Annotated in this window: 13 protein-coding genes; all 13 read right to left on the reverse strand. The window is 69.5% G+C overall.

Annotation, left to right across the window (positions count from 1 at the left end; translation table 11 throughout):
* Position 1: 1 nt before the first annotated feature.
* The 13 genes from PUT80_RS34060 to PUT80_RS34120 all read right to left on the reverse strand — a co-directional run bounded on the left by PUT80_RS34060 (position 2) and on the right by PUT80_RS34120 (position 18,821).
* Positions 2–3,310 (reverse strand): serine hydrolase, encoded by a 3,309-nt coding sequence (locus PUT80_RS34060; protein ID WP_275294581.1) that lies wholly within the window; start codon positions 3,308–3,310, stop codon positions 2–4.
* A gap of 106 nt (positions 3,311–3,416) precedes the next feature.
* Positions 3,417–4,379 carry an ABC transporter ATP-binding protein gene (locus PUT80_RS34065; RefSeq protein WP_275294582.1) on the reverse strand — a complete coding sequence of 321 codons (963 nt, stop codon included), beginning with the start codon at positions 4,377–4,379 and terminating at the stop codon, positions 3,417–3,419.
* A 121-nt stretch (positions 4,380–4,500) separates the two neighbouring features.
* Positions 4,501–6,408 carry a dipeptide/oligopeptide/nickel ABC transporter permease/ATP-binding protein gene (locus PUT80_RS34070; protein WP_275294583.1) on the reverse strand — a complete coding sequence of 636 codons (1,908 nt, stop codon included), beginning with the start codon at positions 6,406–6,408 and terminating at the stop codon, positions 4,501–4,503.
* A 1-nt stretch (position 6,409) separates the two neighbouring features.
* Complete coding sequence (locus PUT80_RS34075; protein WP_275294584.1) at positions 6,410–7,390, reverse strand: ABC transporter permease; 981 nt, start codon at positions 7,388–7,390, stop codon at positions 6,410–6,412.
* Positions 7,390–8,982, reverse strand: coding sequence for an ABC transporter substrate-binding protein (locus PUT80_RS34080; protein ID WP_275294585.1), 1,593 nt, complete (start codon positions 8,980–8,982; stop codon positions 7,390–7,392). Before PUT80_RS34080 ends, PUT80_RS34075 begins: the two co-directional genes overlap by 1 nt.
* Positions 8,983–8,992: 10 nt before the next feature.
* Positions 8,993–9,886 carry a serine hydrolase gene (locus PUT80_RS34085; protein ID WP_275294586.1) on the reverse strand — a complete coding sequence of 298 codons (894 nt, stop codon included), beginning with the start codon at positions 9,884–9,886 and terminating at the stop codon, positions 8,993–8,995.
* Positions 9,883–11,268, reverse strand: coding sequence for a serine hydrolase domain-containing protein (locus PUT80_RS34090; protein WP_275294587.1), 1,386 nt, complete (start codon positions 11,266–11,268; stop codon positions 9,883–9,885). The genes PUT80_RS34085 and PUT80_RS34090 overlap by 4 nt, the downstream gene beginning before the upstream one ends.
* Before the next feature lie 119 nt (positions 11,269–11,387).
* Entirely contained in the window at positions 11,388–12,275 is an 888-nt protein-coding gene (locus PUT80_RS34095; protein WP_275294588.1) for a serine hydrolase, read from the reverse strand.
* A gap of 157 nt (positions 12,276–12,432) precedes the next feature.
* Positions 12,433–14,085: a helix-turn-helix domain-containing protein gene (locus PUT80_RS34100; protein ID WP_275294589.1), complete on the reverse strand. Its 1,653-nt coding sequence runs from the start codon at positions 14,083–14,085 to the stop codon at positions 12,433–12,435.
* 77 nt (positions 14,086–14,162) lie between these two features.
* Entirely contained in the window at positions 14,163–15,269 is a 1,107-nt protein-coding gene (gene menC, locus PUT80_RS34105; protein WP_275294590.1) for an o-succinylbenzoate synthase, read from the reverse strand.
* Positions 15,266–16,144: a GNAT family N-acetyltransferase gene (locus PUT80_RS34110; RefSeq protein WP_275294609.1), complete on the reverse strand. Its 879-nt coding sequence runs from the start codon at positions 16,142–16,144 to the stop codon at positions 15,266–15,268. Before PUT80_RS34110 ends, menC begins: the two co-directional genes overlap by 4 nt.
* Before the next feature lie 47 nt (positions 16,145–16,191).
* A complete protein-coding gene (locus PUT80_RS34115) occupies positions 16,192–17,349 on the reverse strand; it encodes a M20 family metallopeptidase (RefSeq protein WP_275294591.1) in 1,158 nt (385 codons plus the stop codon).
* Complete coding sequence (locus PUT80_RS34120; protein ID WP_275294592.1) at positions 17,346–18,821, reverse strand: amidohydrolase family protein; 1,476 nt, start codon at positions 18,819–18,821, stop codon at positions 17,346–17,348. Before PUT80_RS34120 ends, PUT80_RS34115 begins: the two co-directional genes overlap by 4 nt.
* Between the last annotated feature and the right edge of the window lie 49 nt (positions 18,822–18,870).

Raw genomic sequence — 18,870 nt, forward strand, 5'->3', positions numbered from 1 at the left:
CTCAGGACACCTTCGGCGTCGCCCGCGCGCCGAAGTGCATGTACGGCTCCCCCGTCGGCAGCGTGTAGAACAGCACCGGCGTCCAGAACTGTCCACCCGGCATGCGGAGCAGGAACAGCGTGTCCGAGACCGCCACCAGGTCGAACTCCTGGACCTTCTCCGGCATCAGTTCCGCGAGCGGTCCGGTCGTCGTGTACACGACGCGCAAACCACCTTCGCGCTCTACCACCTCGACATGCGCGCCAGCCCGTTCGTACACCCCGACGTGGCGGCTCGCGTCCACCGTGACCGGCGTGGCCGGAGGTTCGAGCGGGCGCGGCATGGCGACGTCGGCGAGTTCGGCGAAGATTTCTCGGTACAGCTCGGTGTACAGGTCTCGAGCGTGGCCGCCGTTTGTCAGCAGGGTGACCGCGAGGCCCGCGTCCGGCAGCAGGCGCAGGAACGCCGACTGGCCGATCGTGTTGCCGTCGTGGCCGATGACACGGCGGCCTCCCCACTCGTCGCGAATCCAGCCGAGGCCCCACGAATCGCCGAGGGTGTGCTTGTCCGGGACGTCGGCCTGCTTGTCCGCCATGGCCGCGGCCGATTCCGCCGACAGGATCCGCGTGCCGTCCTCGGTCAGGCCGCCGGTGAGGTGCAAGCGGGCGAAGGCGAGAACGTCCTTCGTGCGCGACGTGATCAGACCGGCCGGTCCAGCCGAACGGGGCAGCTGCCAGACCGGAGCCGGAGCCAGTTCTTCGCCCTCCGGCGCGTCGTGGCCGACGGCGGCGCGGAACAGCAGCGCTTCCTCCGGCAGCGTGACGGTGTGCGTGAGGCCGAGCGGCGTGTACAGCTTGTCCCGCATCGCGGCGTCCCAGGTTTTCCCGGTGAGCTTCTCGATCACCCGGCCCATGAGGACGAAACCTGAGTTGCAGTAGGAGAAAGTCGCGCCGAGGGGATGGTTCTGCGCGGCGTCCTCCAGCAAGCCGACGAACTTCTCGACGCAGTCGTCGCCGCGGCCGGTGTCGGTGAAGATGTCGCCGTCGATGCCGCTGGTGTGCGTCAGCAGATGCCGCATGGTGACGCGCTTGGTCACCTCCGGATCGGACAGCCGCAGTTCGGGCAGCACGTCGACGATCGGGGCGTCGAGGTCGAGCAGCCCCTCGTCCACGAGCTGCATCACCACGGTCGACGTCCACACCTTGGAGATCGAGCCGATCTGGAACAGCGAATCCTCGGTGACCTCGACCTCGGTCGTCTTGCTCAGCACGCCGTGGGTCGCGAATACCTCCTCGCCGGTGTCGACGCGCAGGATGCCCAGCGACGCACCGGGAACGTCGTGCTTGCGCGCCAGTTCAGCCAGGCGGCGGCTCCAGTGCGCGGCCTCGATCGGCACCCGCGAACCCGCGTACTGCTCGACCCAGTCGACCACGCGCCGGTTGTAGTCGACGCGGTGCGACGGCGGACCGTCCAAAATGAACAGATGCGCACCGCCCGGGTACAGCACCAGCCGGGATGGCACGTCGCGCTCGCGCAGCGCGGTGAACCACTGCTCGGCCTGCCCGACCGGGCACCGCACGTCTTCGCCGCCGTGCAGGATCAGCGTCGGGGTGCGGACGTTCTCGACCTGCGCGTGCGGGGAGGAGTTCTCGTATTGACCCGACGAGAGTCCGGCGAATTCGTTGACGGCCATGAAGTGTCCACCGTCGGACGTCCCGGCCAGGCTGGTCAGGTCGCTGACCACGCCACCGGCCACCGCGGCGGCGAAACGGTCGTCGCGGCTGGTCAAGTAGCAGGTCATGAAGCCGCCGTAGCTGTAGCCCGTCACGGCGAGCCGGTCCGGGTCGGCGAGGCCTTCGGCGATGAGCTGGTCGATCGGTTCGAGGAAGTCCGGTGCGTCCGCCTGGCCCCACGCGCCGATCGCCGCGGTGTAGAACGCTTCGCCGTAACCGTCGCTGGCTCGCGGGTTGATCAGCAGCACTGCCCAGCCGCGTGCGGCAAGGGTTTGGTGGTACAGGTGAATCGAGTCCGCGGCACCGTTCCAGGCGTTGTGCGGACCGCCGTGGATGTCGATCAGCAGCGGCTGTGCGCCGGTGCGTTCGGTGTCGCGGATGAGCCAGCCCTGCACGACGGTGCCGTCGCTGATGGTGAATTCGCGCGATTCACGGGAGAACAATTCCGCTTCGGACACTGCGTCGCCGTGCTTCGTGCGCACGTCGACCTTGCCCGTGGTGCGGTCGACAACGGCGACCTCGCCGAAGGAATCGTTGGTAGCCAGCACAATCGCGGCCCGGTCGCCGACCAAGTCCATTCCGGACACTACGTTGCCGTCGCCGGTCAGCACCGCGCGCGGCTCGCCACCGGCAAGGTCCACTTCGTACAGATGCGTGCAGCCGCGGTCGCGGATCGCGAACACCACGACGTCGCCCGACTCGGTCAGCTGCGGCAGCGCGCCCGGGTAGCCGGGGCCGCCTGGCATCACGTTGCGGTCGAGGCCGGCGGCCAGGTCGACCGTCTCGCCGCCGTCCAGCGGGACGCGCAGCAGGCCGAGGTGCCCGGTGGCGGTGTCGGTGCGGCCGACCACCAGGAGCGCCGTGCCGTCCTTGGTCCAGTCGGCCGTGCCCGCCATGCCCTTGTCGGTGCCGACCAGGCGCGGTTCGGCGTTCCGCTCGGTGACGTCGAGAACGTAAGCGGCGGAACGGAAAGTGAGGTCGGCGTCGGCGTCGAGGGCCGCGGTGAACGCGACGTGCTTGCTGTCGGGCGACCAGGCGGGCTGGCCCGCGTGCCAGTCGCCGGAGGTGCGCTGCTGGACTTCGCCGGTCGCGACGTCGAGGACGTGCACGTGGCTGCGGAGCGTCTTCAGCAGGCCGGGGCCGTCGGACTTGTAGTCCAGCCGCTCGGCGACGATCGGCGTGTTCGCCGGCGGCGCTTCGACGACCGCGGCGAGATCGATCGCCGCGGAGAACGCGATCTTGCTGCCGTCCGGGCTCCACACCGGTGCGCCCGCGCCGAGCGGCAGCTTGGTGAGCTGCTCGGCCTCGCCGCCGTCCGCCGGGAGGATCCAGATCTGCGGCGGGCCGTCCTGGGCGCGCAGGAACGCGAGCCGGGAGCTGTCCGGGGACCATTTCGGCGCCGCGTCCGCGTTGCCGCGCGTGAGCTGGCGGGCTTCGCCGGAGGAGGCGCCGACCGTCCACAGCGCGTCGACGTTCCGGTCCTCCTCCCGGTCCGCGGTCCGGACCACGTAGGCGATCCGGCTGCCGTCCGGCGAGAGCGCGGGCTGGCTGGGCGCGGCGAGGTCGTAGAGGTCATCGATGCCGAGACGGCGGGTCATACGCTGGCTCCTTGGGAGATCGCGGGCTCGTGGCCCTCGGATTCGGCACTGTGCTGATCGTTCCTAATCCGGCCACAGCCACGGCCTAATGGCTTCTCAGCAACGGTTACGTGCCGAGTGGGGGGCGGCCTTCTTTTGGCCGGATTAGGAAATGGCAGGCCGATGCGTGCCGCCGGGGCGCGGCGTCCTCGGCCGGATCGGCCCGGAGGCAGATGTCGCGGTCGCTGCGCACCAGCGGGCCGACCGGGCAGCGCGGGTGGTACCGGCACCCGGCGGGCGGATGGTGCGGATCCGGCGGTTCCGCGTCCGCGGTCGCGCCGGGCTCCTGGTCGAACAGCGACTTGTGCGCCGACGGGGCGGCGTCGAGCAGGTCGCGGGTGTAGGGATGCTGCGGATCGGTGAGCACCTGTTCGGCCGGTCCGGCTTCGACGATCCGGCCGAGGTACATCACCGCGACGAAATCGCTGAGATACCGGATCACGGCGAGGTTGTGCGAGATGAACAGCATCGACAGGCCGAGCTGCCGCTGCACGGAACGCACGAGGTTGAGCACCGCGCCCTGCACCGAAACGTCGAGCGCGGAGGTGATCTCGTCGGCGATCAGCGCCTGCGGCTGACCCGCGAGCGCCCGGGCGAGCGCGACGCGTTGCCGCTGCCCGCCGGACAACTGCCCCGGCAGATGCGCGGCCCGTTCGGGATCGAGATTGACCAGTTCGAGCAACCGGGCGACCTCGGCCGAGCGGTCCGTCCCGCGCGGCATCGCTTCGGCAATCGATTCGCCGATGGTCATCCTCGGGTTGAGCGAGGAATACGGATCCTGAAACACCATCTGCAGCGGACGCCGGCGCGGCAGCTTCCGCACGTCCACGCCGCCGAGCAGCACCCGTCCCGCGCTCACCGGCGACAATCCGACGGCCGCCTTCGCGAGCGTCGACTTGCCCGAACCCGATTCGCCGACGAGCCCGACGACCTTGCCCGCCGGGACGGCCAGCGACACGCCGTCCACCGCGGTGAGCCCGCGCCGCCCGCCGTACCGGACGCTGACCGAATCGAAAACCAGCTCGCTCATTCCGCCCCTCCCGCCACTGCTTCGTTCCGCCCGGCGCGATGGTCCGTGAAGGACTCATTGCGGGAATCTGATTCCCTCAATGAGTCCTTCACGGACTTTGGCCAGCGGAGGTCAAGGTCGGTCATTTCGTGCCTCCCGAAGCGGCGGCAACTGCTTCTTCCGACAGTGCCGCATCTGGATGCCAGCACGCCACCCGGTGTTCCGGCGCGAGCACGGTCAGTTCCGGGTCCTCCTCGCGGCACCGGTCGGTCGCCACCGGGCAGCGGCTCGCGAACGCGCAGCCGGACGGCATCTGGTCCGGTTCCGGCGGACGGCCGGGGATCACCGCGAGCGGTGCGTCCGGGTCCGTCTCCAGGTCGAGCGTCGTCGCCAGCAGCGCCTGCGTGTACGGATGCCGCGGCGTGATGTCCGGTCCGGCGGCGGGCAGATCCTCCACGATCCGTCCGGCGTACATCACCAGAATCCGTTCGCAGGTCTGGGAAACGACCGCGATGTCGTGACTGATCAGGATGATCGCGGTGTCCCGTTCGGCGCGGGTCTGCGCAAGCAACCGCAACAGCTGCCGTTGCACGGTCACGTCCAGCGCGGTCGTCGGTTCGTCGGCGATGATCAACCGCGGGTCGCCCATCAGGCCCATGCCGATCATCGCGCGTTGCCGCATGCCGCCGGAAAACTCGTGCGGGTACTGCTTCGCGCGCCGTTCCGCGGCCGGAATCCGTACCGCGCGCAGCCGGTCGACCGCCCGCTCGAACGCCTTCACCCGCGAAAGCCCTTGGTGCTGCTGCGAAACCTCGGCGAGCTGACGACCGATTCGCCGGGTCGGGTTGAACGACGTCATCGGGTCCTGGAACACCATCGCCAGCGACGTCCCGAGCAGCGTCCGCAATTCGCGTTCCGGCGTGGTGAGCACAGGCGTCCCGGCGAAGTCCAGCCGGTCCGCGGTCACCGAACCGGGCGATTCGATCAGCCGCGACACCGCGAGTCCGGTCAAGCTCTTGCCCGAACCGGATTCGCCGACCACCCCGATCGCCTCGCCCGCGCGCACGGTGAAGCTCACGCCGCGCACCGGCACCGTCCAGCCCGTCGGCCGGGGGAACGCGACTTCCAGGTTTTCGACCACCAGCACGGCATCGTCAGCGGAAACCTGGTCCACTTTGGACTTCCGCAGCGCCCGAGGAGTCAACCGCGGCAACCGGGTCCGCACCCCGATCACTCCGGCGACGGTCTCCCCGAACAGGTTGAACGCGAGCCCCGCGAGGACCACCGCCACGCCGGGCGCGAGCGCCGCCGCCGGGTTGACGTAAATGCCGTTGAGACCTTCGTTGAGCAGCCGTCCCCAGTCGTAGTCCGGGGCCTGCACACCGATGCCGAGGAACGACAGGCCGGAGAACGCCAGCAGCGAACCACCGGCGCCGATGGTGGCGTTGACCGCCAGCGGCTCGCCGATGTTCGGCAGGATGTGCCGGAACAGCAACCGGATCCGGCCCACTCCGGTGACCCGGGCGGCGGACACGAAGTCCCGTCCGGCCACCGAGGCCGACAACGTCTGGGTCAGCCGGGCGAATTGCGGAGCCACCGCGAACCCGATCGCCATCACCGCGCCTTGGGTGCCCACACCGAAAATCACCGCGAAGAACAACACCAGCAGCAGCCCGGGGAACGCGACCGCGATGTTGATCGCCGCCGTCAGCAGTCTGCCGAGCGGACGCGGCAGCACCGCGGGCAGCATGCCGAGCACCAGGCCGGTCGCGACGCCGAGCGCCGCGGCGATCAGCGCCAGCAGCACCGAAAGCCGGGTCGCCACCAGCACGCGATAGAAAATGTCGCGGCCCAGTTCGTCGGTGCCGACCAAATGGCCGGCCGACGGGCCCTGGCCGATCGCGTTCGTGTCGATCGCCGAAGCCGCGTCCTGCCACAGGATCGGGCCCAGCACCGCCACCGCGATCACCAGCACGAGCAGACCGGCCGAGAACGCGCCGAGCGGGGTGCGCACGGCGGCCAGCCACTGTTGTCCGCGCCGTTTCGCCATCTCAGTTCTCCCGGATCGTCGAACGCGGATCGAGGACCGCGAGCAGCAGGTCCACGATGAGGTTCACCAGCAGCACGCCGATGCCGTACACGAGCACGATTCCCTGCACCAGCGGGTAATCCTTCTGCAGAATGGACTGCGAGATCGTCGAACCGAGGCCCGGCCAGGCGAAGACGTTCTCCACCAGCACGGTGCCCGCGACGAGGCTGGTGAGCATCAGCCCGCCGAGCGTCAGGGTCGCGGTCAGCGCGTTCGGCAGCGCGTGCCGCAGGTAGACGATCCGCGCGGGAAGCCGTTTCGCCCGCGCGGTGCGGACGAAATCGTTGCCCAGCACGGAAAGCGTCTCCACCCGGACGATCCGGGACAGCGTCGAGGCCGGGCCGAGCGCCAACGCGATGACCGGCAGCACGAGCGAGCCCGCGCCGTCGTGGCCTGCCACCGGGAACCAGCCGAGCTGCACCGCGAAGAACGCCACCAGCGCCACCGCGACCAGGAACTCCGGGATCGCGGCGAACAGCACAGTGGTCGAGGTGAACCCCAGTTCGGCACCTCGGTGCCGGCCGCCGCGGGTCAGCACGGCGAACGTCAGCCCGATCGGGATCGCCAGCCCGATGACCACCACGAACGCGGGCAACGCCAGCTGAAGCGTCGCCGGAAGCCGGTCCGAGATGACGTCGCCGACCGGTTGCCCGGTCAGCATGGACGTGCCGAAATCGCCGCGGAAAAGCCCGCCGAAATAGTCGAGGTACTGCTGCCACAGCGGATGATCCAGCCCCAGCGCGGCACGCCGGGCGTTGACCAGCTCGATCGGCGCGGTCAGGCCGAGCGCCGCGCGCACCGGGTCGCCCGGGATCAGCTGGATCATCAGGAACGCCATGGTCACCAGCACCCACAGCGACACCACGAACCGCCCGAGACGGCGGGCGCCGAAGGTCAGCCAAGGACTGACCTTCGGGCCCGCGACGGCGATCGCGCCGGTCATCAGGCGTACATCCGGATGGTGGTCGGCTTGATGTAGCCGTTGACGATGTCGAACTTCGCATTGCTGCCGTAGGTCGAGATCACTGAGTTCGCGAACTGCACGACGTCCTGCTTCTCGAACAGCGCCGATTCTGCCGCCATCCAGTCCGCGCAGCCCGCCTTCCCGGCCTGGGTGGCCGCCTTGGCGACCAGCGCGTTGTACTGCGGGTTCTTGATGTGCGCGAAGTTCGTGCCCTGCGGCGGCTGCCCGCCGGAAATGAACGGCACCAGCTGGCTGGGCAGGGTGAGGCCGAGCGGAGCCATCGAGATGTCCCACTCGCCGGTGGCGAACAGCGCCTGGCTGATGCCCGGGCTGTCGAGGCCCTTGAGCGTGACGTCGACGCCGACGGCCTTCCAGCCCTGCTGCATCAACTCCGCGCCCGGGGGCATCGTCGGACCGGCCTGCGTGCCGTAGATCGCGGTCAGGGCGAGCCGCTTCCCGTCCTTCACGCGGATGCCGTCCGGTCCCGGTTTCCAGCCCGCTTGGTCAAGCGCCGCCTTCGCCGCGGCGACATCGAAGCCGGGGATCTTCCCGGTGACCGAATCGCCCTCGCACGGCCGCGGCTCGATGGTGACCATGCCCTTGACCGGCGCGCTGCCGTCGCGGGTCAGCACCTTCGCGACCTGCGGGAGGTCGATCGCCTGGGTCAGCGCGCGGCGCATCGCCTGGTCTGCGCCGAACCGGCCGGGTGCCTGGTTGAAGAACAGCTCGCCGAACGGGGCGACGATGTCGGCGTGGTACAACCGCTGGGCCTTGAGCCGCTGCTGGTCCTGCCCGATCACTGAGGCGGCGTTGACCTCTCCGGACAGCAGCAGGTTCGACATCGTCGTCATGTTCGGGACGACCCGGATGGTGAGCTTGTCCGGCAATCCCTTCTGCTTCGGGTCGAACTGGCCGGGACCCCACGTGTAGTCCTTGCGCCGGGTCAGCGTGTAGTGGTCGTTCGGGACGATCTCGGTCATGGTGAACATGCCGGTGCCGTTCTCGCCCTTGGCGAGCGTCTTCCGGTCGGCCAGTCCCTTGGCGCACACGATCGGCAGGCCGGCGATGTTGCGGAGCAGGAAGGCGTCCGGCGCACCGCTGGTGATCTTGACCGTGCCCTCGCCGGCGACCGCTTTGGTGCCGCTCTTCACCGTGACGCCCGCCAGCGGTGACTTGTTCGCCGGGTCGCCGATGAAGTTGATGTTCGCCGCCACGTCGGCCGCGGTCAGCGGGCTGCCGTCGGAGCAGGTGACGCCCTTGCGCAGAGTGAAGGACGCCGTCGTCGTGTCGGCTTCCCACTTCTCCGCGAGCGCCGCCTCCGGCTCGCCCTTGGCGTCGAGATTGATCAGGGCGTCGTAGAGGAACCCGTCGAGATTGCGAGCGGCCGACAACACGGTGATCGCCGGGTCGAGCGTTCCCGGATCGGTCGGCAGGGCAAAGGTGAAGGTCTTGCCGTCGACCAGTTTCTGGTTCGCGGTCCGGTCCGTCCCGGATTGCGCTGATCCCCCGCACGCGCTCACGGTCAAGGCCACCACGCCCGCCATCGCGGCGGTGAGCCGGGCAGTTTTCATGGGATTTCTCCTACGGGGTCGCGCTCTGGAGGTGGTCGACAGCCAGCCGGGCGGCGGCGCCGATGGACGCGTCGACCGCGGGAAGGCGGTCTTCGAGAGAATGCGCGCGAGTGAACACCGCGACCGCGAACCGGCGGCCGTCCCCCAAGGTCACCACGCCTGCTTCGTTGCGGATTCCGGGCAGCGTCCCGGTTTTCGCCGCGATCGCCACCCCGGACGGGAAGCCCGACGACAGCCGGTGCGGCCAGATCTGCTGCGCCATGATCGTGCGGACCCGTTCGCACGCTTCGGGTTCGCCCGCGCGGTCGGTCCAGATCGCGTCGAGCAATTCGGTGATCTCGCGCGGCGTGGACGACGTGGTGCGTTCCGGATCCCGGACCGCCAGCTTGTCCAGCTGCTCCGGCGTGGCCCCGCCGAGCAGCGCCTCGAGATCGGACTCCGGCGTGCCGCCGAGATCGGAGACGACCGACGCGAACAGGTCCTCGCAGCAGCCGATCAGCCGGGTGCGTTCGAGGCCGAGGTCGCTCAGCACCCGGTCCACCGTTTCCTGGCCGAGCCGGTGGTAGAGCACGTCGGTCGCGGCGTTGTCGCTCATCGTGAGCATGAAGTGCGCGAGGTCGCGCCAGCTCATCTCGACGTCGTCGGCGCAGCCCGCGGTGCCGATGCCGCCGATCCGGTACCGCGCGGTCACCTTCGTCCGTTCGGTGTCGTCCAGCCGTCCGGCGGCGACCTCGCGGGCGTAGGCGAGCGCCACCGGGATCTTGAACACCGACGCGAGGACGACCGGGTCGTCCCCGCCCGCCGACACCTCCGGGCCCGGCACGCCGATTTCCCGGGCGTGCAGGAACCCTTCCGCGCCGGCGTCGGCGAAGACGGCCTCAATCTGCTCGCGGATCCCGCTCACCGGGAGACCCGTCGGTCCGCGCGTCCAGTGTGGAGGAACTGCGCGCGGCCGTTGCCGTCGTCCCCGACGAACGCGTGTGCCATGTAGACACCCGGCATCTGCTCGGTCTTCGCGACGAACGTGTCGCCCTGGCACGGCAGCAGTTCTTCCTTCCCCGAAGGCGCGCCGATCTCGGCGAAGATTCCCTTCGGGGTGCGTTTCATCCAGAGCTTGCAGTCCTCCTCGGTGACGACGGTGTCGGCGACCATCGACGTGTACTCGCCCACGTAGCGGGAAAAGTCGGCCGGAGCGGCGGCGGGATTCGGCTCGAGCCGCGCCGGAACGGTGACGCCCGCGAGTTCGTCCAGGAGCTTCGTGAAGATCTCCTGGTACACGTGCATCGGCTGACCGCCGTTGGTCAGCAGCGCGACGGCCACGCCCTTCTCCGGAACCACGCGCAGGAAGGCGGACTGGCCGATAGTGCCGCCGTCGTGGCCGATCACCTTGCCGCCGCCCCAGTCGAAGAGCATCCAGCCGAGCCCCCAGTGGTCGGACATGCCGAGGTAAGGCACGTCGACCTGCGGTTCGCGCATCGCGAGCAGCGACTCCGGCTGCAGGACCTGGGTGCCGTCGTCGGCCTTGCCGTCGTTCAGGTGCATTCGGACGAAGGTCAGCAGGTCGCGCGGGCGCATCGCGAGCGTCGAGCCGGCGGGCGAGTTCGAGCGGGTGAGCGCCCAGACCGGCGCGGGCACCGGGTCGTCGCCCGGCTTCGGGGTGACGTGACCGATCGCGGCGCGGTAGCGGATCGCGTCGTACGGACCGGACGCCGCGTGGGTCAGGCCGAGCGGCGCGAAGAGGTGGTCGCGCACGCAGTCGTCCCAGCACTTGCCGCGCAGCACCTCGATGACGCGGCCGAGGACGCAGTAACCGGCGTTGTTGTAGGAGAACCGCTCAGCCGGCGGGAAGAGCTGCGGCACGTCAGACAGCGTCGCGACGAGCTTCTCCACACAGTCGTCGCCGGGTCCGGTGTCGGTGAAGATGTCGCCTTCGAAACCGGCGGTGTGACAGGTCAGCTGGCGGACGGTGATCGCCGCCGCGGCCTCGTCGTCGCCGAGCACGAACTCCGGCAGGTAATCCCGCACCGGCCGGTCGAGGTCCAGCTTGCCCTCGTCGACCAGTTGCATGGCCAGCGTGGTCGTCCACACCTTGGTGATCGACCCGATCTGGAATACCGAGTCCACAGTGGACTCCACGCCGGTGCCCTTGTTCACGACGCCCGCCGCGTGGTCGATCACCTCGCCGTCGGCGAGCACCGCGATCGCGGCTCCGGGAACCTGATGCTTGGCCAGCAAAGCGGCGAAATTCTCCTGAAGCCAGGTCTCGATTTCGGAAATTTTCGACATGCGCACCTTCTGTCCGAGGGATGGTGGACCGGCGTTTCGGAAATGCTAGGTCGGTGGCGGACGTCACTTGTTCGTCCGGACCGAGGAGAGCGCGGGGAAAGTTCCTCCGCTCCGACGAATCAGGCCGTGCGCAGCGACTCCACCGCCGTCGCGGCGGCGAAACCGATGAACGCGTCGCGCTCGGGCACCCGGGAGCGGGAGTCCTCGGCGCGGGTGAACACGGCGACCGAGTACCGGCCGCCGTCCGGGTACTCGACCACTCCGACCTCGTTGCGCACGGCGGGCAACGTGCCGGTTTTGCCGCTCGTGCGGATCCCGTCGTCCGGGAAGCCGGAACGCAGTCGATGCGGCCACACCTGCAGTTCCATCCAGCGGCGGACGTCCGCGCACGCCTCCGGCGCGGCCGCTTCGCCGCGCCAGATCAGTCCCAGCAAGCGGGTCATTTCGGCGGCGGTGGTGCGGCAGGACTTTTCCGGTTGCAGCGCGCGCAACCCGGAAACCTGTTCGTAGGTCAGTTCGGCGAGCGCCCGTTCGTCGTCCTCGTACGAGACGCCGAGATCTTCGCCGATCGTGGCGAGCAGTTCGCCGCAGTCCTGCGGCACGACGGTCTGTGTGAATCCCAGGCGGCGCAACGTGCTATTCACCGCGTCTTTGCCGACCTCGGCGAGAATCAGGTCGGTGGCGACGTTGTCGCTGATTCCGATCATCAGGATCGCCAAATCGTGCCAGGACATCCGGACTTCGTGGCGGAAGGTGGCGAGACCGTACGGACTCGGCGTCGGGTGCCCGGGTTCGACGGTGACGGGGGCGCCCAGATCGAGCGTTCCTTCGGCGGCCTGACGCGCCAGCTCCAGCGCGATCGGGACCTTGAACACCGACGCGGGGACGACCGGGACGTCCTCGCCGATGCCGAGACTTCGGGTCCCGTCGACCTCGGCGGCGTGCAGCCGGACCTCGACGCCGACCTCCTCGGCGCGGCGGGCGATCGTTTCGGATGCGGTAGCCATGACCCTCCTGTCTACAGTGGACACTTCGGGCAGGAAGTTCTTGGCGTGAACCGGGAATCGCCGCCTGCCGGTCTCCCATTGTCTCGGCGGGGGCCGGTGCCGGGGTTGCTGCGTTCGCGGGAAGGTCGCGGTCCGTTTCCCGTCAGGAGAGCAAGACTCAGGCCTCTTCGGGCTTCTCGATGCGCGGCAGCAAGTGCAGTTGCACCATCGCCGCGAACCGGTCCCCCGGATCGTCGAGATCGATCCCGCCGACCTCGGCGAGCCGGCGCAACCGGTACCGGAACGTGCTCGGATGCACGTACGCCGCCGCCGAAGCCGCGCTGATGTCCCCGAACGAATCGAGCCAGCACCGCAACGTGTGCACGAGCTGGGACTGATGTTTGGTGTCGTACTCCAGCAAGCGCGCGATCGGCCCCGTCGCGACGTCGCCGCGCGCCGCGGAAAGGTCGGCCAGCTCCAGCATCAGCGCCTCGATGTGCGCGTCCTCGGCGGCGATCACCCGCTTCGAGCCGCCGTTGGTGAGCAACACCCGCAACGCACGGTCGGCCCCGTCGCGAGACGCGCGCAACCCGGATCCGTCGAGAGCCAGCGGGCCGATGCCGATCGCCGCCGCGACCCGGCGGCCGGTGCGCTCCAGGAAGGTCGACGCGACGCGTACCGAGCGTTCGCGGCAATCGCCGTGGTTCCCGGGCATCGGGACGATGCCGTAGGCGACGTCGCCGACCAGCGCTACCGCCGATCGGGGCTGGACCGCGCTGAGGTGCATGGCGAACGCGTCGGCGACCCGCTGGCGTTCCGCGACCAGCCGGAGGTCGTCGTCGGGCACCTCGAGCAAGCCCATGGCGAGCACGATCGTCGGCTGTCCCAGCAACCCGAGCCGCGCGATGGCTTCCTGCGCACCGGAGCCGCCTTCGAGCGCGGTGCTGACCAGATCGGCCCGCAACCGGCGTTCGACGTCGGCACCCGCGCGGAGCCGAAGCATATGCAGCGCAACGATTTTCGAAGCGTCGATCAACGCCGCGGTACGTTCTTCGCTTAGCTCTTTGTCGACAGCGGCCCAAATCGACCCGAGCACTTCGTCGCCGGCCCGGACCGCGAGCGCCGCGCGAGGCATGACGATCTTCTTGTCGTAGCCGTCTCCCGGATAGACGTAAACCGGGCCCTGATCGCGGTACAGCCGCTCGAAAACGCCGTCCTTCTCCAGCTCGCGAGTGAACCGTTCGGGCACCTGGCGGCCGAGGATCGTCTCGACGCGCGAGGGGTCGGCTTCGTCCTGACGGCCGGAGAACGCGAGCACGCGCGAGTTGCGGTCCTCGATGGTGACCGGCGCGTCGAGCAGCGCGGCGATGGCGTTGGCGAGGGCGAAAAGGTCGCCAGACGGCATCCCGCCGAGCGTCTGCGGGGAAACGTCGCCGACGTCGCCCTCCGCGAGCAGCGTGCGGAGCATGGCGGCCAGCTGCGCCCAGGACGCGCCACTGGCGAGCCCGAGCAGCGCGACCCCGGAGGAATTAGCCGCCCGCGCGAGTTCTGTCGAGGCGGCCACCGGCGACCGCACGACCAGCGCGGTCGCCCCGCGCGCGGCGACGGCGTGCATGAGCTGCACGATCTCGTCGGATTCGCGGACCCCGACGCCGAGGACCACCGCCTGCGCCGGGAACTCCGCGTCGTCGTGAGGATCGTGGATCACCACCCCGCCGAGGTGGCGGCGCGTGTCGCGGCCGACCGCGACCGGTTCGAGGAGCACGTCCCCGAGCGCTTCGAGGACGCGTCCCAGACTCGTGTGCGGCTTGCTCGGCACCGGTGTCAGCACCCCCCGAAGGTAGATCCGGCCTCGCCCGGACCGGCTGGTCCGATTCGACCAAATCTACCTCCGGAATTCGTAGCGGGCTACGAACCGATCCACACCTTTGCCGTGGTCACCTCGTCGAGCAGGTCCGGAATCGGCGCCACGCCGAGTCCCGGTCCGGTCGGCACCGGCAGGTGCCCGCCGTCCAGCACGAACGGCTCGGTGATGTCGGTCCGGTAGAACCGGCCGGACGCCGAGGTGTCGCCGGGCAGGGTGAAGTTCGGCAGCGAGGCGAGCGCGACGTTCGCCGCCCGGCCGAGGCCGGTCTCGATCATCCCGCCGCACCACACCGGGATCCCGTGCGCCGCGCACACGTCGTGCACCCGCCGCGCTTCCAGGTAACCGCCGACGCGGCCGGGTTTGATGTTCACGATCTGGACCGCGCCCAGTTTGATCGCGTCCGCCGCCGCGCGCGCCGACACGATCGACTCGTCGAGGCAGATCGGCGTCTGGATCCGCCGGGCGAGTTCGGCGTGGCCGAGCACGTCCTCCTCTTCCAGCGGCTGCTCGATCAGCAGCAGGCCGAACGGGTCGAGCTTGGCCAGCTGCGGTGCGTCGCCGAGGGTGTAGGCGGTGTTCGCGTCGACCTGCAGCAGCACGTCGTCGCCGAAGCGTTCGCGGACCGCTCGCACCGGCTCGACGTCCCAGCCGGGCTCGATCTTGAGCTTGATCCGCACGTAGCCCTCGTCGAGGTATCCGCCCACGACGTCGATCAGCTGCGGAATGGTGTCCATGATCCCGACGGAAACGCCGCAGGGCACGGAATCGCGCACCGAGCCGAGTTCGGCGGCGAACGACCGTTCGTGCGCGCGGAGTTCGGCGTCGAGCACCGCCATCTCCAGCGCGCCCTTGGCCATCCGGTGGCCCTTGAACTTCGCCAGCAGCGGCGTCACCTTCGCCGCGGTGATGTCTTCCGCGGCCAGCAGCGCCGGGATCAAGTGGTGCCGCAGCACGTGTTCCGCGCCGTCGTTGTACTCCGACGAGTACACCGGCCCGGCCATCGTCACGCATTCGCCCCAGCCCTCGCCGGCTGGCGTGACCGCGCGCAGCAGCAACAGCTCGCGCACGGACTGGGTGCCGAACGAAGTCCGGAACGGGGCGACGAGCGGCATCTGCACCCGGCGCAGTTCCACACCGCTGAGTTTCACTGCTCCTCCTTGGAGATCACGTAGAAGCCGGCTCGGTCGAAGCCGGTCACCCGGCCGCCGTCGGCCATCAGCCCGCCGAGAGATTCGCGCAGCGCGGCCCGCCACGCGTCCGCCCGGCCGGGATCGGTGCCGCGCAAGCCTTCGATGTCCGGCGGGACGGCGACGAGCACCACCGGGGCGTCCGCTTTGCCGTCGGCCGGACCGCCGTCCGCGGCCACTTCGAGCGCTACTGCCGCGCCTTGCTCGAGCAAAACCTTCGCGTCCGTGCGGATCGGTTCGCCGAACGCGGCGGTCCGCACGGACGGGCTGGCCAGGTCCCAGGACACCATCAGCCGGTCGGTGTCGCCGGAACCGTTGATGCCGTCCGCCATCGGCCCGTAGAAGTCCCGCAGATACCGCACCGGGAGCGCGCCGAGTTTGCCGAGGTTGAAATAGGCGTTGCGGCGCACCAGCGGATCGAAGGTCCATTTGATCGCCGAAACGTCCTGCGCCAGCGCCCAGCCGCGCTGATGCAATTTCAGCGCGTACCCGATTCCGCGACCGGCACCGGCCTTGGAAACTCCGGCGATGTGACTGTGCAGGCTGCCTTTTCCGGGGTTTCCGAAAAAGCCGACGCAGGCGCCGAGCATTTCCCCGTCGGCGAACGCACCTGCCACGTAATTCCCCGCCGACGACAGCGCGCGCAGCAGTTCCGTGGTCACCGGCCGGGTTCCTGGCGCGGAGCGCCAGATCGTCTCGAACAGCACCCCCACCGCGGTCATTTCCGCGATCTCGGTGATTTCCCGGACTTCGACCCCCGAAGCGGCGGCCGCCGCCTGAGCGGCCGCGACCGCCTCGTCGCACGTTTCCGCCGCGACGGGTCTTTCCGTGTTCATCGCAAGATTCGTCACGGGATGATCCTTTCCCGGCTTCCCCCGAAGAGTCACCGTCGTGCTCGACCAGAATCGTCCGCCGGATTCGTCGGAACCGACGGACTCCCCTTCGTCAGCACGTTCTCCACCAGCGCGGCCAGCAACGCCGTCCGCCGCGGCAATTCCTCGACCAGGACATGTTCGTGATCGGCGTGCGCGCCGCCGCCTACCGCACCGAGACCGTCGAGCGTCGGCACGCCCAGCCCGGCGGTGTAATTGCCGTCCGAAGCACCGCCGACGGCCGCCTCGGTCAATTCCGGCAAGCCCAGTTCTACGGCCAATTCCTTGGCCAGACCGTACAACGCGGCCGACGAGACCGCGTCCAGCGGCGGCCGGTTGATGCCGCCGGTGACCCGGACTTGCGCGTCTTCCAGCACCGCTTCCAACGCGCGCACCGCACGGTCGACGCGAAGCTGTTCTTCCTCGTCCCACACGCGTACGTCGACCTCAACCGCGGCTGCGGCGGGAACGGTATTCACCGTGGTACCAGCCGAAAGCACCGTCGGCACGACACTGGTTCCCCGCTCCGGGCTGGCGAGCGCGGCGACCGCGAGCACCTGATGCGCGATCTCGATCCCGGCGTTGATCCCCTTCTCCGGCTCGAGACCGGCGTGCGAGGCACGTCCGATCACCTCGATCCGGTAGTGGGACACGCCTTTGCGCCGGGTCTTGATCGCGCCGCCGTCCGCCGAAGCCTCCAGCACGAACGCCGCCGCGCAGCCCTGCGCCTCTTCCTCGATCAGTCCCCGCGACGACGGCGAACCCAGCTCCTCGTCACCGGTGACCAAAATGGACAGTCCACTTCGGTCTGCCAGCGAAGCCGCGACGTGCAGCGCCATCACGACGCCGGTCTTCATGTCGAAGCAGCCCGGACCGCGCAAGACCCCGTCCTGCACGGAAAACGGATGCGTCTCCAGCGAGCCCATCGGCCAGACCGTGTCGTGGTGACCGAGCAGCAGGACCCGCGGCGGACCGTCACCGAATCGCCAGCGCAGATGCGTCCGTCCATCCAGGACGATCCGCTCCGGCTCCACGCCAAGCAATGCCTTGCCGACGCCGGTCAGCACGTCCGCGCTGTGTGCCACCGCGTCGAGGTCGGACGATGGGGATTCACAGCACACCAACGTTTCGATGTCGGCGAGCAGAGCGTCCACATTGAACTCGGTCATCGCGGCTCACCTCGCAGCGGCTGGCCGGGGAACGCGTCGGTGAGCAGCTGCCCGTCACGCACCACCGGGGTGCCCGCGACGAACAGGTGCCGCACGCCGACCGCGGGCCGGGTCGCGTCGAAATACGTTGCGGTGTCGGTGATCGTGGCCGGATCGAGGACGACGATGTCCGCGTCCGCGCCGACGTTCAACCGGCCCTTGGTCCGCGCACCGGGTGCGACCTCGTCGAGCACCCGCGCCGGCAGGTAGGAGCAGCGCCGGAACGCCTCCAGCCAGGTCCAGGCCCCAGCTTCGCGCACCATCAGCCGCAGCGACTTCGAGAACGTCCCCGCGGTCCGCGGATGCGTCGCCCCTCCCGGCGGCAACGGCCATTCAGTGGATTCGTTCGCCCCGTTCTGCCAGTACACCGGCATGGCGTCGCTCGCGACGATCGAGTCCGGGAAGGCCAGCGCCTGGTGCAGCAGAGTGCGGTCGACCGGGTCCTGCTCGTCGAGGAACTCGAGGATGCACGGCGCACCCGGCGTTTCGGCGCGAACCTGCAGCAACCGGCCCTCGTCCGCGATCCGCTCGCCGGTCTCCAGCAGGATCACCCGCGACGGGTTGAGGCCCTTCATCTTCAGCCGCTCCGGCGAGATGAAAGCCGCGCCGACCGCGGTGCTGCCCGCACCGTACGGATAGGCCTCGACCGTCACCCGCGACCCGGCGGAACGGCCCGACTCCAGCGCGGCGAGCACGCGGTCGATGTGCCGTCCGGAAGTGCTGTTGACGTGGCAGTGGTGCATCGCCGCACCGGTCTCGGCCGCGACGATCGCGATCTCCTCCGACCCGTCGGCAGGCGTGCCCGGATCGACCTCGACCAGCTCGCGGACGTGCGTGTACGTCGGCGCCTCGGCCTGCTTGGCGAGCTTCGCCAAGGCCAGGAACTCCGCCGGATCGCTGGCCGGCGCGTACCCGAGCAGCACGCCGACGCCGAGCGCGCCCGCCGCCAGCTCACCCTCCACAAGGGACAGCCACGCGGCCAGTTCGGTCTTCGACGACGACCGCTGCCAGGCCGGATTGCCGAGCACGGAAAGCCCGGTGTTGATGTTCGCGTCCGGCTCGATGCCCGCGAGCACCTTCGCCCGCGCGGAACCCCACGAAGCCGAGAAGCCGTAGTGCAGCGGACGCCCCGCCGCGGCGGCCTCGGCGTAGGCCCGTTCGACCGGCATCAGCCCGGCCTCGAGGTCGAGCGCCGTCGTGACGCCGTCCATCGCCTGCAGCCGCTGTCCCGCGATCGAATGCACGTGGCTGTGCAGATCGATGAACCCCGGTCCCACGATGTACCCGGCGACGTCGATCTCGACCTGGTCGTCCGCGCTCGGCAGTCCCGGTCCGACCGCGATCACCTCGCCGTCGGATACCAGCACGTCAGCCGTACCGTCGAAGCCCGTAGCCGGGTCGATGACGCGACCGCCACGCAGCAGTGTCCGCATGCTTGCCTCCTCGCCTCGCTGCTGGCGACCCTAGGAGGTTTCCCGGGCA

It is taken from the genome of Amycolatopsis sp. La24 (assembly GCF_029087445.1).
GTDB classification, from domain to species: Bacteria; Actinomycetota; Actinomycetes; order Mycobacteriales; family Pseudonocardiaceae; genus Amycolatopsis; species Amycolatopsis nivea.

Coding starts and splice junctions, on each gene's coding strand:
- PUT80_RS34120 (WP_275294592.1), bottom strand. CDS start 18,821: ATGCGGACACTGCTGCGTGGCGGTCGCGTCATCGACCCGGCTACGGGC.
- PUT80_RS34075 (WP_275294584.1), bottom strand. CDS start 7,390: ATGACCGGCGCGATCGCCGTCGCGGGCCCGAAGGTCAGTCCTTGGCTG.
- PUT80_RS34065 (WP_275294582.1), bottom strand. CDS start 4,379: ATGAGCGAGCTGGTTTTCGATTCGGTCAGCGTCCGGTACGGCGGGCGG.
- PUT80_RS34070 (WP_275294583.1), bottom strand. CDS start 6,408: ATGGCGAAACGGCGCGGACAACAGTGGCTGGCCGCCGTGCGCACCCCG.
- PUT80_RS34060 (WP_275294581.1), bottom strand. CDS start 3,310: ATGACCCGCCGTCTCGGCATCGATGACCTCTACGACCTCGCCGCGCCC.
- PUT80_RS34095 (WP_275294588.1), bottom strand. CDS start 12,275: ATGGCTACCGCATCCGAAACGATCGCCCGCCGCGCCGAGGAGGTCGGC.
- PUT80_RS34110 (WP_275294609.1), bottom strand. CDS start 16,144: ATGAACACGGAAAGACCCGTCGCGGCGGAAACGTGCGACGAGGCGGTC.
- PUT80_RS34090 (WP_275294587.1), bottom strand. CDS start 11,268: ATGTCGAAAATTTCCGAAATCGAGACCTGGCTTCAGGAGAATTTCGCC.
- PUT80_RS34115 (WP_275294591.1), bottom strand. CDS start 17,349: ATGACCGAGTTCAATGTGGACGCTCTGCTCGCCGACATCGAAACGTTG.
- PUT80_RS34080 (WP_275294585.1), bottom strand. CDS start 8,982: ATGAAAACTGCCCGGCTCACCGCCGCGATGGCGGGCGTGGTGGCCTTG.